Consider the following 13,567-nt stretch of genomic DNA (forward strand, 5'->3'; position numbering starts at 1 on the left):
CCAAAAAAAAGTATCATCACTCTCTATAAGGGCCCTTTTGCTGGCCCTGATCCTCCTGCCTGTCTGGGGATTGGGAGAAAATCTACCCGAGGAAAAAACCTCACTAAATTCTCCGGCCCGTCTTAGCCAGGCCCTGCGGCAAGCCGATTCGCTATTCGCGGCGGGCCAGTATGCGGCCGCCATGCCGCCCTACAAACAACAGGTGTGGCAGCAGCGCCGGGCTTCGCCGGAGCTGCTGCTGAAGATGGCGTATGCCCAACAGCAACTCGGCCACTACCCTGCCGCCCTGCTGTACCTGAGCCTGGCACAGGCCCGCGAGCCCCGCGTGCGGACCTGGCGGCAGCTGGCGGCATTGGCAGCCCAGCACCGGCTGGTGGGCTACCCCGTTACCTGGCAGCAGGAGCTGCGGGTGCAGGTTCAGCGCTACTACTACCCTGGCTTGCAGGTGCTGCTGGCTATCGCGGTGGCAAGCGCCATCTGGCTGCTGTGGCGGCGCGCTTCCCGAAGCACCTGGCTGGGCTTCGGGGTGTACACGGGGCTGTTGGGCATCTACCTGCACCTCCTGCGACCCCAGCCCGCCGGACTGGTGGCGCGCGCCGGGGCAGCCCTCATGGCCGGGCCCAGCGCCGGGGCGCCTTGGTTGAGCACTGCCGCCATTGGCGACCGGCTGCTCGTGCTGGGCCGCGAGGACATCTGGTACCGCGTGGAGTGGCAGCAGCGGGTGGCTTTCGTGCGCGAAGCCGATTTAGTGGTGGTGGATTGAAGCAGGTGTCGGGACGGTCGGGATGAGGGCTCGCCGTTCCACTGGCCTAGCCGGTATCGATGGGGCCGCCCTCTGGCCCACTACTAAACCACTTCAGCACGGTATTTTTGCGGCATGTCTGCTTCTCTCACCCTCACGGGCCTGTACCTTTATCCTGTTAAGTCTCTGGGGGGCTATGCCGTAACCGAGGCCGACGTAACTACCCGCGGGCTGCGACACGACCGCCGCTGGCTGCTGGTAGATGAACGCAACCGCTTCCTGACGCAGCGGCAGCGGCCGGAGCTGGCCTTACTGACCGTGGCGCCGGCCCACAACGGCTTTTTGATTAGCCACCGCCAGCGCCCTGAGTTGCTGCCCCTGTTTATTCCCTTCGCGGCCACGCCCGAGCGGACCCTCTTCGTCACCATTTGGGACGACCTGACGTGGGCGTGGCGCGCCGCGCCCGAGGCTGACGAGTGGCTGACCGAAGCCCTGGGCTACCCCTGCCGGCTGGTGTATATGTCCGACATGGTGCGCCGCGCCGTGGATCCCGAGCTCAACCCTGAGGATCAGTTGGTGAGCTTCGCCGATAGCTATCCCTTTCTGCTCATCGGCGAGGCTGCCTTGGCCGACTTGAATACCCGGCTGGCGGAGCCCGTGCCAATGAACCGTTTCCGGCCCAACCTGGTGTTTAGCGGCGGCCAGCCCTACGACGACGACGCCTGGGAGAACTTCCAGATTGGAGACGTGCCGTTTCGTGCGGTGCGCGGCTGCGGACGGTGCGTGCTCACGACCATCGACCAGCAGACCGCCCGCAAAAGCCCCGCTGGCGACCCCCTCCGTACCCTGGCGACCTACCGCAAAGCTCAAAACGGAACCTTGTTTGGCCAACACCTGACGGGTGCTCCCTCGGGCCGCCTGCGGGTAGGCGATGCCGTGACGGTGCTCAGCCGCAAGTAGGGCCGGGGGCCTGGCCACCGGAGTTACTGCCGCAGCCGGCAACTCTGGCGACGGGGCGAGCGTTCTGCTTTTTCGGGTTCCATGCCCGAACTGTTCCATGGACCTTGAATTTTTGTTGCATTTCTTAGCCCAGGTGGCGGCCAACAACAACACGGCCTGGATGGCCGCCCACCGCCCCGACTACCAGCGGGCCCGCGCTGCCTGCACCGAGCTGGTGCGCCGGGTGCTGGCCCAGGCGGCCGTTACCGACCCCGACCTCGCGGACCTGACCCCGGCGGATGTGTTGTTCCGCCTGCACAAAAACGACCGGTCCCAACGCGACCCCGAGCCCTACAAGCGGCGCATGGGCGCGGGGCTGAAGCGCGGCGGCCGCCACGCGCCGCGGGCGGGATACTTCCTGGCCATTCAGCCGGAGGGACGCAGCTGGCTGGGAGCCGGCACCTTCCACCCCACCCCGGCCATGCTGGCCGCCATCCGGCAGGAGATTCACTATAGCAGCGACGAGTTTCACCAGCGGCGGCAGGCCCCGGCGCTACTGCGCTATTTTCCGGCGGGCCTCGACACCACGGGGCCGCAGCTCACCCGGCCGCCCCGCGGGTACTCGGCTAACGACCCCGACCTGCCCTGGCTGCGGCTGAAAACCTACGGCGTAGGCCGGTTCTACACCGATTCGGAGGTGTTGGCACCAGATTTTGTGGCGCAAGTTGTGGCCGGCATCGCCGCGGCGCGGCCACTGGTAGGTTTTCTTAACGAGGCACTGCCCGAACCAGAAGCCGGTAAAAACCTGGATTTTTAGGGGTGAATCGGTGGGCCCATCCCTACGCTGCCGACAATACTGCGCTGCCCTTTTAAAAGGTAAACTCTGCCTAAACGTACAAGGCTGATCCGGCTCGTCTGGCGGCTGCGGAGCTGAACCGAAGGTTGCCAGACGAGCCGGAACACTTAGGCTATGCGGGTGCTTAACGTCAAGAACAAACTGACTGGCAGCCACCCGGCCAGTATAAAGCCTTAGAACAGTTCCCGCGTAGGAGAGGAGAATTAAAAATGAAGAATTAAAAAATGGACCAGCACATTTTTTAATTCTTCATTTTTAATTTTTAATTCCTAAAAAACCGCTCCCTGACTGGAGAACCGTCCTAGAACAAGCCGAACAGGGTGGTATTGATCTTATCGACGATGATGCCCAGGTCTTCGGGCTTACGCACGTAGTCGAGGTCGCTCACATCCACGATGAGGTGGCGGCCAGCACTATAGTTGGCTATCCACTTTTCGTAGTGCTCGTTGAGGTTTTTGAGGTATTCGATGCTGATGGTATTCTCGTAATCGCGGCCGCGCTTCTCAATCTGGTTGATGAGCTTGGGCAAGTCGGCGCGCAGGTAGAGCAGCAGATCAGGCGGGGCCACCAGCTCAATCATCGATTCGAACAACCCGTAATAGTTGTTGTAGTCGCGGGTTTCGAGCAGGCCGGAGTCGTGCAGGTTGGCCGCGAAGATGTGGGCATCTTCGTAGATGGTACGGTCCTGAATAACGCCCTTGCCGGCCTTTTGCAGCTCTTTGATGCGCTGCGTCTGGCGGAACCGGCCGTTGAGGAAATACACCTGGAGGTGGAAAGCCCAACGGGGCATGTCGCGGTAGAAATCCTTCAGATACGGATTATCGTCCACGTCTTCCAAAAAAACCTCCCAGCGAAAGTGCTGAGCCAACTTATGAGCCAGCGTGGTTTTGCCAGCCCCAATGTTGCCGACAATGGCAATGTGCATGCGTTACGAACAAAAAAGACCAGGGAAAACAGAACCCCAAAGGTAACACCTGGGCCGAATGTTGGTCTTTCAGTAAAGACCCCGTACATTCAGTACAAATCACAGATTTCACCTGCACTTATCCATGCTTTCTACTCCTACCCAGCTGCTCGCTCTCACCGACGACCACGGCGCAGCCTTGGCGGAATACCTTTTTTATCCCGACGACGAGCTGCTGCTCGTGCGCTGGCACGGCCACTTAACGGGGCCCGAAATTATTCGGGTGGTGCAGCAGAGCGCGCAGTGGCGCAATAAGTTAGGCTTTTCACTCATTCTGAATGACAAAAGCGACACCACCGGCGATTGGAGCGACGCCCTGCCCTGGCTGCAATACGAATGGTTACCCGAGGCCATAGCAGCCGGTCTTAAGGCAATCGCTTACGTGTTTTCGCCTGACCGCGACAACCGGTTTGCGAGCCAGAACTTTGTGGCGGCCGTACGCCCGCACATTCCCATCGAGTTATTTGAGGCAACCGAGGTTGCGCTGGAGTGGCTACAGCGGCAACCCCACTAAGCCGGCCGTTATGACATGCCGCCTCAACGGTTCCTCCCCAAGGCCTGGTCAATGGCAGCTTATTCTTACTTAGAGCCAAGCAAATGCGGAAAGCTATTCGTCGATTGCGCTTTTCACTTTCCGGGCGCCGCGCAGGGCGTGGTATTCGCCCTGGAACGTGCGAATGCGTAGCCGCTCTTCCAGAGGCAGCTCGGTACGCACCTGTGCGTACCGCTCGTTGAGGCGGGCCAGAACCGCTCCGGCCGCGTCCCACTGCTCGTAGCTCCACTGGCGGCGCTCAGCGCGGGTGGTGCTGATAAACTGCTCGTAAAGGTCGGGCAACTGCTCGGCCCTGGCTTCGGCCAGGTTGACGGTAGTGCCCAGCAGGTGCTGCTGCACGGGATCGGCTGCCGCCCCGCGTGGTCTACCGGCCGGCGTACTACGCGGGGCGGTGGCCCGGGGCCGGGCCAGCAAACCACCCGAAGGTCGGGCGCCGGTAAGCTCTCCGTGCCGACGCAGGCTATCCATTCGGGAAGCCGATTGGGCCCGGCCAGCCAAGGGCAAACCGGCCAGTAACAACAGAAAAAAGAGCGCAGATTTCATAACGAATGAAGAAAGAAGAGTGGAAACAGGGCCCTCAACGCAAGGAGCAGGCCAACCGTATCGAAACCAGCCGGCTGGTTTCATTTTTTCGCCGCAATTTCGTGTTTTGCCGCTTATGACTTCTGACGCCCCCACCGCGCCGCCGCGCATTGAGCCCGCTACGCTCAACGACATCCCCACCATCATTCAGCTGGCCGAGGCTACCTGGGAGCCCACGTATCGATTCATTATCTCGGGCGAACAGCTTGAATACATGTACCGGGTGATTTATTCGCCCGCCGCCCTCAAGCGGCAGATGGCCGAGCAGCACCACGCGTTTCTGCTGGCTTACGTGGCCGGCGAGCCGGCCGGATTTGCCTCCTTCAGTCCGCTGCCCGCCGAAGAAGGTGGCGGGGTGGGCTATAAGCTGCACAAAATTTACGTGCTGCCCACGCGGCAGGGCCAGGGCCTGGGCGTGCACCTGATTGAGGCCGTAGAAAACGCCGCCCGCGAAGCTGGCGGCCAGTTCCTGGAACTCAACGTGAACCGCTACAACCCGGCTATCTCCTTCTACGAGCGGCGCGGCTTTGCCCGGCAACGGGAAGTCGATGTACCCATCGGGCCTTACTTCATGAACGACTACATCATGCGCAAGGAGTTATAAGCAAAGGCTTGCTCCAGGCCGACGCTGCCGACGAGTAGTGGTCAGGTATATCTGGATGCGGTTGCTTTGAGTATTCTACAGCCTTGTAAGCTTTCGGCGCAGAAACAGCCGACATACGTACCAGCCAAACCGCTACCACTCAGCGGCCGTTCAGTTGGGCCTGATGTGAAACAAGCGGCCCAGGCTGTTCTACTGCTGTCTTTATTTACATTCAAGCTGGCTGCCCCAGCAGCCCGCCAAGCCTCTGACTAGTTACACCTGCTGCGAGATAGCAGCTATTCACCCAAAGCGGCTTTCGACCCAATCCTTCCACGATGCGAAGATAATCAAAACATTATCCGGTACTCTTCTACCCACCAAAGCCAACACTACCCAACCCCCGACTCCTAATTTCATTTCTCTCAACTCTTACACTCAACCCTATGGCCACCAAACTCACCGTTCTTTCTAATGGCTCCCTCCGCGTAGAGGGCGAAGACATTGAATTAGTCGACGCTCAAGGCCAACCGTATGGCCTGGGCGGCCGTCAGCGCATCAGTATCTGCCGCTGCGGACTGTCGAAGCAAAAACCGTTTTGCGACGGCTCGCACAAGGGCCATTTTGAGCACGACGCCGTCGCGTTTGACCTACCAGCGCCTAAGGTTTCCTAAGAGGCTGTTTGAGTAAATAAAAACGGTCCTTATCTGGCGTCCGCTGGTCGAAGCAGGACGTTCAAAAGTGATTTTTCACTAACTCAAACAGCTTCTAAAAGAGCTAACCCGCTGATTCGTCGAAAGGCCAGCTCCACTCAGGGGCTGGCCTTTCTGGCAGATGCACCACCATAAAAAGCGCCGCTACCGCCGCTCCGCAGTTGCGGTAGCCCCTCTCCTCGGACAGGGGGCCAGGGGGTGAGGCCCCCCGCGCACCAGCCGTCCGGGCTACTCCGCCGGCATAACCAACCAAGCCATCAGGAAACCTTAGCCCCGGTTCCGAGCGTGAGCCAGAGGTTCTGGCGCACGATGTCGCCCATAGAATCGCAGTGGTCGAAGGCTGCCGTGTGGTGGTAGCGGTTGAGTTCGGCTTTGAGCTGGGCTACTTTTTCGGGGGGAGCCAGCTCGTGGCGGCGCATCACGTCGAGCAGGTCGCGGAGGCGGTGGCGCTCGGCCCGGGCGCGGCGGGCCATGAGGGCACGCTCCTCGGTTTGGTACTGGCGCAGGGTTTCTGGTTTAAGCAAGCGGGCGCAGAGGGCTACCACGGCGGCATTGTCCTTGAAAAACTGCGGCAGGTACATCACCCGGCGCCCTTCGTAGCTCTGCCGGTCGAAGTCGATGGCCCGGACCCGGTATTGCTCGTCTTCGAAGTCGGGCGTGACGTCGATAACGTAGTTGTAGGCGCGCATGTCGCCGAGCAGGCGCACGAAGCAGCGCTCGTTGAATTTGACGAACTCCTTGGCGATGCGCACCTGGTTGAGGTGCGGCTGGCTAAGCCGCAGCCGAATGAAATCGTCGCCGGGGATGCCCGCGATGTGCTCTTCAATCAGGGTGTCGCCGTGCACCAGGAAGTTCATGGAGTTGGGCGAGAGCAGATGCTCCAGCTCCAGCCCATAGAGGCGCGAGGCATCGGCCCGCTTCACGTAGAAGTAGTCGTAGTTGTCGTTGAATTGGTTGACGATGCGCACCCGAAACGGGTTGGAGTTGCCGAACTGGCAATAGTCGATACGGTCGGCGATGAGGTGTTCGGTGAACGACAAGTCGCCGGCCGTTTTCAGCAGGGCGTACACTTCGGTGAGGCCCTGGCTAAGCTCGCGCAGGGTTTGGGGCTCGAAGAATACCGTTTGCCAGAGCGTGTCGCGGCCGCTGCGGTCGAGCAGCGGGAAGGAGTTGCTGAAGTGCCGCAGGTCGTCGTAGCTGATGGGCAACCGGGCTTCGCGGTCGTAGTTGCGCAGGTACTGGCGCAGGGCCGCCGTGAGCGGGTAGGACGGCTTTTTACGGGAGATATCCATACGCCAGGGGAACGCCGCCTTTGCGGCGTCCCATTGTTGAACACTAGCTGAAAATTTACCTGATGATGCGGCCTATTATGACGCCGCGTGGGCCGCCCCCTTACGAAAGGCTATTCACCAGCTCTACGTACTGCTGGCGGGCGGCGTCTTTGCTGGTGCCGCGCAGGCTGGTCCAGGCATCGTATTTGGCAATGGCCTTGAAGTCAAAGCCCCCGGGACGGTCACCGGTTACGTCGCCCTCAGTGGCTTGTTTGTAGAGGGCATACAGCTGGAGCAGCACCATATTGGAAGGCTTGCTTGGCAATTGCTGGGCGCGCTGGCTGGCTGCTTCGAATTCTTCTTGAGTAGTCATGGAAGAGCGGATGGTTGGGTTGATGAATTGATTAAGTCGTGAGACGGTGCCTGGTGCAAGCGGACCATCCTACCGAGCGTTGCGAAGTAGCCCACGGGGGCGGATGATTGCTTGCTTCCGCAACGAAGCGAGCGCAATACCCGGCATGAGGAGCTGCCTGGACAAATAGAAATTTAGTGCTTCAGTAACTGTATGACGTTGCAAAAAGGCGTCATTCGCCAATTTTCTGACTCACCAAACCGCTAGTTGTACCTTGCTGCCCATTAGAACAAACGTATGACGCGCAAATCTATTCATGCCTGGGCTACGGCGGTCTTGCTGCTCGTGGCCCCCGCTGCTGGGGCCCAAAGAACCTACCTGCACTGTGGCCGCCTGCTGGATGTACGCAGCGGCAAGCTGCTGAGCCAGCAAACCCTGGTGGTCGAGAAAGACCGGATTGTGGCCGTGCAAGCGGGCTACACCGTGGCCAGCAGCCCGCAAGACAAAGTCATCAGCCTCGAAAACCGCACCGTGCTGCCCGGCCTGATTGACTGCCACGTGCACGTGCTCTCGCACCCGGGCAAGGGCAGCGCCATCAACCAGTTCACGATGAACCCGGCCGACTACGCCTACCGGGCCCTGGGCGATGCGCTGGCCACGCTACGCGCCGGCTTCACCACCGTGCGCGACCTGGGCGGCGAGGACGGCGTGAACATTTCCCTGCGCAACGCCATCAACCGCGGCCAGGTGGTGGGGCCGCGCATTTTCACGGCGGGCGCCGCCATTTCGGCCACCGGCGGGCACATGGACGAGGCCGACGGCCTGAGCCGCGACCTGATGGAGAAATACGGCCAGCCCGCCAACATCGCCAACGGGCCCGACCAGTGCCGGCAGGCCGTGCGCGAGCAGTTCAAGCGCGGGGCCGACGTCATTAAGATTGCCAGCACCGGCGGCGTACTCGACCTGAGCAAGGACGGCAGCGGACCGCAGTATTCCGAGGAAGAAATCCGGGCCGTGGTGGAAACCGCCCGCGACCTGGGCCTGAAAGTGGCCTGCCACGCCCACGGGGCCGAGGGCATTAAGCGGGCCGTGCGCGCCGGAGTAGCCAGCATCGAGCACGGCACCCTGATGGACGACCAGGGCCGCGACTTGATGCGGGCCCGCGGCACCTGGTACGTGCCCACCATCATTGCCGGGAAGTCGGTGGCCGACTCAGCGCGCATTCCGGGCTACTTCGCGGCTGCCGTGGTGCCCAAAGCGCTGAGCATCGGCCCCCTGATTCAGGCCAGTTGCGGCAAGGCCTACAAGGCGAACGTGAAAATCGCCTTCGGCACCGACGCCGGCGTGTACCGCCACGGGCTGAACGCGCTGGAATTTGGCTACATGACCAGCGCCGGCATGCCCGCCATCGAAGCCATCCGGGCCGCCACCGTGAACGCGGCCGACCTGCTGGGCGAAACGTCCAACCTCGGCACGCTGGAAGCCGGCAAGCTGGCCGACATCGTGGCCCTCGACGGCGACCCCCTCCAGGATATTTCGGCGCTGATGCACCCGACTTTTGTAATGAAGGCTGGCGTAACATACCGACAAGATTAGCCGGAGCGTAACGCGGACTCTGCGAGCCCGCGCGTATCCCTGGCATAACGTACCGACAAGAATAGCTGGCCATGCCGAGCAAGAACTAAATAACAAGGTATTTTGGCGCTGATTTGTTGATTCTTCCTTTCTTCTACGCCTTTCTTCGTTGATTTCCTCTTCCCGATTTACTGGGCTGCGTCGCCTGGTTGGGCTGGGCTTTGGCCTGGCCGTGGCGGTGGGCGGCACGGCCGGCACCGGGGTGCTCACCAGCCCCGGCGAGCTGGCCCGGGCCCTGGGCGGCCCCGGACCGGTGCTGGTGCTGTGGCTGGTGGGCGGCCTCTACACGCTCCTGGCCGCCAATACCCTGGCCGAGCTGGCCAGCCGGCTGCCCCAGGCCGGGGCCTGGTACGGCTACGCCGAAGCCGCCTTCGGGGAATTTCCGGCCGTGGCCGTAGCCTGGGCCGACTGGACCAGCAGTTGCGTGACCGGGGCGCTGGTGGCCCTGCTCCTGGGCGAGTACCTGGCTCAGCTGCTGCCGCTGGATATCCCCTCCGCTCCCCGGCTGCTGGCGGCCGCGGCCGTGCTGGGCCTGATGGCTGTACAGTTTCGGGGCCTGCGGGAAGGCAGCCGGGCACAGGAAATTACCGCCGGCATTCTGCTGCTGGGCGTGGTGGGGCTGGTAGTGGCCAGCACACGGCTGCCGGGCGTAGCCCTCCAGGCGCCGGCCGGGACCGCCCTGGGCGGTATTCCAGCCGTAAGCCTGGTGGCGGCACTGCAAGTGGTAGTATTTGCCTACGATGGCTGGTACGCGCCCATCTACTTTGCCGAGGAAACGGCGCAGCCCGGCCGTACGCTGTCGCGGGCCCTGCTGTGGGGAGTAGCGGCGGTATTGAGCCTGTATTTTATGCTGAACGCAGGGCTGCTGCGCGTGCTACCTTTCGCCACCATTCGCGACTCCGATTTGCCGCTGGCGGAAATGGCCGCGGCCTGGGCGGGGCCACTGGGCCGGCAAGTGGTGCGGGGCCTGGGCGTGGTGGCCATGCTGGGGGTGCTCAACTCGGTGCTGCTCATGGCCACCCGGGTGCTGTTTGCCCTGGGCCGGGCCGGCCAGCTGCCCGCGGTGCTGGCGCGGGTACACCCCGGCGGTACCCCCGGCCCGGCGCTGGTAGTGGCCGGAGCGCTTACGCTGGGCCTGCTCCTGAGCGGCACGGTAGCCGCCCTGGAAGCCATCACCAGCGTGTTGTTCGTGGGCTATTACGTGGTGGGGTTCTCGGCTCTGTTTAAGCTGCGGCGGCAAGGGCCGGTACCGGCCGGCGGCTTCCGGGCCTGGGGCCACCCCTGGAGCACTGGCCTGCTGGTGGGGCTGTCGGCGGCTTTTCTGGTGATGAACGTCGTGGCCGATACCGGGCACGCGGCGGTAGCCCTGGCGCTGGTGGTGGGGGCCTGGCCGCTCTGGCGCCGGGCCCGAAAAAACGCCACCGTAAGCGAACCTCGCTAAGCTTGACCGCAACCCCACGGCCCGACCGTCGCGTATGCACAACTAGCCCCTACTCTTTCGCCGATGAAATCCGACCCTATTAACTCCCTGGTGCAGCAGTTCCTCCAGCACAAGCTCACCCTGGCCCTGGCGGAAAGCTGCACCTGCGGCCTGGTGGCGGCGCAATTGGCCCCGGCTACCGGCGTGAGCGAAGTGCTGCTGGGCTCCGTGGTTACTTACCACGTCGAGGCTAAGCAGAAATTGCTGGGCGTGAAAAAAGAAACGCTGGCTACCTATTCGCCCGAGAGCCAGCAAACCACTAATGAGATGGCCCTGGGCCTGCACCGGCTCCTACCCAAGGCCGACGTTTGCGTGGCCGTAACGGGCTTGTGTGGGCCCGGCGCCTCCGAAACCCCCGATAAGCCGGTGGGCACCATGTTCGTGACGATTCTGGTTGAGGGCCACGCCTACGAATACCGCGAACAGTTTGCGGGCAATGCCGACAAGCTACGCGAACAAGCAGCCGGCTTCATCTATGACAAGCTGGCTGACCTGCTAAACCGGCGGCAGGCCGTGTCGGGCGCCGCGCAGCCCAGCACCAAGCACCTGCCCGACCAAGCAGCTACCCACCCAGTATTGTAAGAAAGTATTAACTTGGCAGGAACCACGCAACTCTGAAGCGGGCAGCCGCTGGAAATATTGGATGCTTTTTCATCTGAAAATTGAACAAGTCTATAAGATGAATAAAGTAGTCTATTTAATAAGTTTATTAGTTGCTTTTATATCTTGTTCTGAGAAACCAAACTATTCTAAACAAAATCTTCCGCGCATCCTGAACAAACAAAACCTGCTGCACCAAGGAAGGGCGGTCTTTCTCTAATTGGAAAGTGGCAAGAGACTGAATATCACGAAATGAGATATGGCGGCAGGAGTGGCCTGGATATGCATGTACAAAAAATTAAGCACGGCAAGATACTTATCTTCGCAAATAATAATGTTGTAGAAAACGAAAATGGTAATAAAGGGATTTACGAAGTAAAAAACAACAACCTTTATATTACGTTTCCGAGTGCAGATTCATATTTTGTATCTTATTCTTATAAAGGCGATTCGAAAATATTAGAACTATGCCCCGTAACTAAAAAATACGAAATCATCTGTGATGAGGGTTGTTCTCATGTCTTCGAGAAGATCGATTCAGGCAGCCTCAAGGCAAAGTGAGTTCTTCTTAGTAAGATATAAAAAATCAATCCCAATAACAAAGGGTAAATTAAAATTTACTAATACAATAATGCAAAACGTTAGCCCGGTTCGACGGTGAAACTTGGAATAGCTAGCCAAGCCTCAGCCCTTACTGCGCAATAAAATCGCGGTCGAGGGCGGGCGGAACGCTGAATATGGAAGTGATTGCCGAACTTTGGGCAGTATGACTATTCTGGTCTGGGTATTCTTTCATCTTCATTCTTTCATCCATGAAAAAAATCTTTTTTCCGCTGCTCTTCGCGGCCCTGACGCTGGCTCAAGGTACTGCCGGGGCTTGGGGCTTCTTCGGCCACCGCACCATTACCCAAGTGGCCGTGTACCAGCTTCCGGCGTCGATGCAGGCGTTTTATTACCGGCACATGGCCGAACTGGTGCGCCTAAGTACGGCCCCCGATGAGCGCCGCAGCCAGGATACCACCGAAGGTCCGAAGCACTTTATCAACATGGATTATTACTCCGAGGAAAACCCCTTCGCCAAGGTGCCCCGGCGCTATGAGAAAGCAGTGGAAAAATTTACGGCCGACACGCTCAAGAAGTACGGTACCGTGCCGTGGACGATTATCGAAACCAAGAACAGCCTCACCGAAGCCTTCCGGCAGCGCGACACGGTGAACATCATTAAGTACTCGGCCGAACTGAGCCACTACATGAGCGACGCCTTCGTACCGCTGCACACCACGCTCAACTACGACGGCCAGTTTACCAACCAGAAAGGCTTGCACAAACTGTGGGAAACCCAGCTGCCCGAGCGGTTCATCAACGAGTACAAGCTGAATGGGGAGCCGGCCAAGTACCTGGACAACCCCCTGGTAGCGGTTTGGAACGAGGTGCAGCAGAGCTACGGCTTTGTGGGCGAAACCTTCGACCAGGCCACCAAAATTGAAAAGGTGATGAAGCCCGCCGTGCGCTACACCTTCGCGCATCACTACGGCCAGACCACCCGCCGCTTTTCCGATGCCTTCGCCGACGCCTACGAAAAGGCGGTGGGCGGCATGGTAAGCTTTCGCCTGAAAGGGGCCCCGACCATGGTCTCCTCGCTCTGGCTCACGGCTTGGCAAGACGCTGGCAAGCCCGACCTTAACAGCCTGATGATTCCCAACAAGCAAACGAAGAGCGAGAAGGAGAAACTGAGTGTCGAGATGGCCGCCTGGAAGAACAACACCTTACCCCACAGCCAGCTCCTATTAGCTCAGCAAAAAGAAAAGAAAGAAGAAATCGTCGACGAAATCAAATCAGCCACGGAGGATATCGCCGATCCAACGAAGGAAGGACAGGACGGGGCCCCAGCAGGCACCGCCGGCGAGCCCGCTCCCGCCGCGAATAAGCTCAAGGTAAAAACCAAAGGCAAGGAGGGCACCCAAAAGATCAAGCAGAAGGGCGACGCTCCGCAGTAGACGGCCCTGGTTAACAACCCCTACCCTACTGAAAAGCCAGCCCCTCAATCGGGGGAGCTGGCTTTTCTTTTTACTCTTCCTTATCGCACTTACTCTCCGCCTTGGCTGGCGAGTCCGCGGCCCCGAAAAGACCAGCCTCAAAATCATTCGGGGCCTCGTAGAGCAGTTCTCCAGTCAGGGTACCGTTTTTTAGGAATTAAAAATTAAAAATGAAGAATTAAAAATCTGCTAGGTTGTACGGACAATTAACGAAGCCATAACAGGGCTGAGACGAAATGCACCATTCCCAAGAAGCTGGTGGCC

Annotated in this window: 14 protein-coding genes; 10 read left to right on the forward strand and 4 right to left on the reverse strand. The window is 60.1% G+C overall.

The window, feature by feature from the left end; all coding sequences use genetic code 11:
- Positions 1-37 precede the first annotated feature (37 nt).
- The 3 genes from IC235_RS19410 to IC235_RS19420 all read left to right on the forward strand — a co-directional run bounded on the left by IC235_RS19410 (position 38) and on the right by IC235_RS19420 (position 2,498).
- Entirely contained in the window at positions 38-763 is a 726-nt protein-coding gene (locus IC235_RS19410; protein ID WP_191006870.1) for a hypothetical protein, read from the forward strand.
- Positions 764-877: 114 nt separating this feature from the next.
- Positions 878-1,702, forward strand: coding sequence for an MOSC domain-containing protein (locus IC235_RS19415; protein WP_191006871.1), 825 nt, complete (start codon positions 878-880; stop codon positions 1,700-1,702).
- Between the two features lie 97 nt (positions 1,703-1,799).
- The gene (locus IC235_RS19420; protein ID WP_191006872.1) at positions 1,800-2,498 is read left to right on the forward strand and encodes a DUF2461 domain-containing protein; all 699 of its coding nucleotides are present in this window, start codon (positions 1,800-1,802) and stop codon (positions 2,496-2,498) included.
- 340 nt (positions 2,499-2,838) lie between these two features.
- Here the strand turns inward: IC235_RS19420 and IC235_RS19425 are convergent, their stop codons facing one another.
- Positions 2,839-3,462, reverse strand: coding sequence for a deoxynucleoside kinase (locus tag IC235_RS19425; protein WP_191006873.1), 624 nt, complete (start codon positions 3,460-3,462; stop codon positions 2,839-2,841).
- A 124-nt stretch (positions 3,463-3,586) separates the two neighbouring features.
- Between IC235_RS19425 and IC235_RS19430 the strand changes: the two genes are divergently transcribed.
- Entirely contained in the window at positions 3,587-4,015 is a 429-nt protein-coding gene (locus tag IC235_RS19430; protein WP_191006874.1) for a hypothetical protein, read from the forward strand.
- A gap of 93 nt (positions 4,016-4,108) precedes the next feature.
- Here IC235_RS19430 and IC235_RS19435 read toward each other — a convergent pair whose 3' ends face one another.
- Positions 4,109-4,597, reverse strand: coding sequence for a hypothetical protein (locus IC235_RS19435; protein WP_191006875.1), 489 nt, complete (start codon positions 4,595-4,597; stop codon positions 4,109-4,111).
- 115 nt (positions 4,598-4,712) lie between these two features.
- Between IC235_RS19435 and IC235_RS19440 the strand changes: the two genes are divergently transcribed.
- Positions 4,713-5,240 carry a GNAT family N-acetyltransferase gene (locus tag IC235_RS19440; RefSeq protein WP_191006876.1) on the forward strand — a complete coding sequence of 176 codons (528 nt, stop codon included), beginning with the start codon at positions 4,713-4,715 and terminating at the stop codon, positions 5,238-5,240.
- Positions 5,241-5,662: 422 nt separating this feature from the next.
- Complete coding sequence (locus tag IC235_RS19445) at positions 5,663-5,890, forward strand: CDGSH iron-sulfur domain-containing protein (protein ID WP_191006877.1); 228 nt, start codon at positions 5,663-5,665, stop codon at positions 5,888-5,890.
- Between the two features lie 296 nt (positions 5,891-6,186).
- Here IC235_RS19445 and IC235_RS19450 read toward each other — a convergent pair whose 3' ends face one another.
- Both IC235_RS19450 and IC235_RS19455 read right to left on the reverse strand, forming a co-directional pair.
- Positions 6,187-7,221 carry a hypothetical protein gene (locus tag IC235_RS19450; protein WP_191006878.1) on the reverse strand — a complete coding sequence of 345 codons (1,035 nt, stop codon included), beginning with the start codon at positions 7,219-7,221 and terminating at the stop codon, positions 6,187-6,189.
- Positions 7,222-7,321: 100 nt separating this feature from the next.
- Positions 7,322-7,573, reverse strand: coding sequence for an acyl-CoA-binding protein (locus IC235_RS19455; RefSeq protein ID WP_191006879.1), 252 nt, complete (start codon positions 7,571-7,573; stop codon positions 7,322-7,324).
- 276 nt (positions 7,574-7,849) lie between these two features.
- On the opposite strand from IC235_RS19455, the gene IC235_RS19460 reads away from it, so the two are divergent.
- The 4 genes from IC235_RS19460 to IC235_RS19475 all read left to right on the forward strand — a co-directional run bounded on the left by IC235_RS19460 (position 7,850) and on the right by IC235_RS19475 (position 13,264).
- Positions 7,850-9,148: a metal-dependent hydrolase family protein gene (locus IC235_RS19460; RefSeq protein WP_191006880.1), complete on the forward strand. Its 1,299-nt coding sequence runs from the start codon at positions 7,850-7,852 to the stop codon at positions 9,146-9,148.
- Positions 9,149-9,296: 148 nt separating this feature from the next.
- Positions 9,297-10,628 carry an APC family permease gene (locus tag IC235_RS19465; RefSeq protein ID WP_191006881.1) on the forward strand — a complete coding sequence of 444 codons (1,332 nt, stop codon included), beginning with the start codon at positions 9,297-9,299 and terminating at the stop codon, positions 10,626-10,628.
- 63 nt (positions 10,629-10,691) lie between these two features.
- Positions 10,692-11,249 (forward strand): CinA family protein, encoded by a 558-nt coding sequence (locus IC235_RS19470; protein ID WP_191006882.1) that lies wholly within the window; start codon positions 10,692-10,694, stop codon positions 11,247-11,249.
- Positions 11,250-12,079: 830 nt separating this feature from the next.
- Positions 12,080-13,264 carry a zinc dependent phospholipase C family protein gene (locus IC235_RS19475; protein ID WP_191006883.1) on the forward strand — a complete coding sequence of 395 codons (1,185 nt, stop codon included), beginning with the start codon at positions 12,080-12,082 and terminating at the stop codon, positions 13,262-13,264.
- Positions 13,265-13,567 lie beyond the last annotated feature (303 nt).

This window comes from Hymenobacter montanus (assembly GCF_014699115.1).
Taxonomy (GTDB): Bacteria; Bacteroidota; Bacteroidia; order Cytophagales; family Hymenobacteraceae; genus Hymenobacter; species Hymenobacter montanus.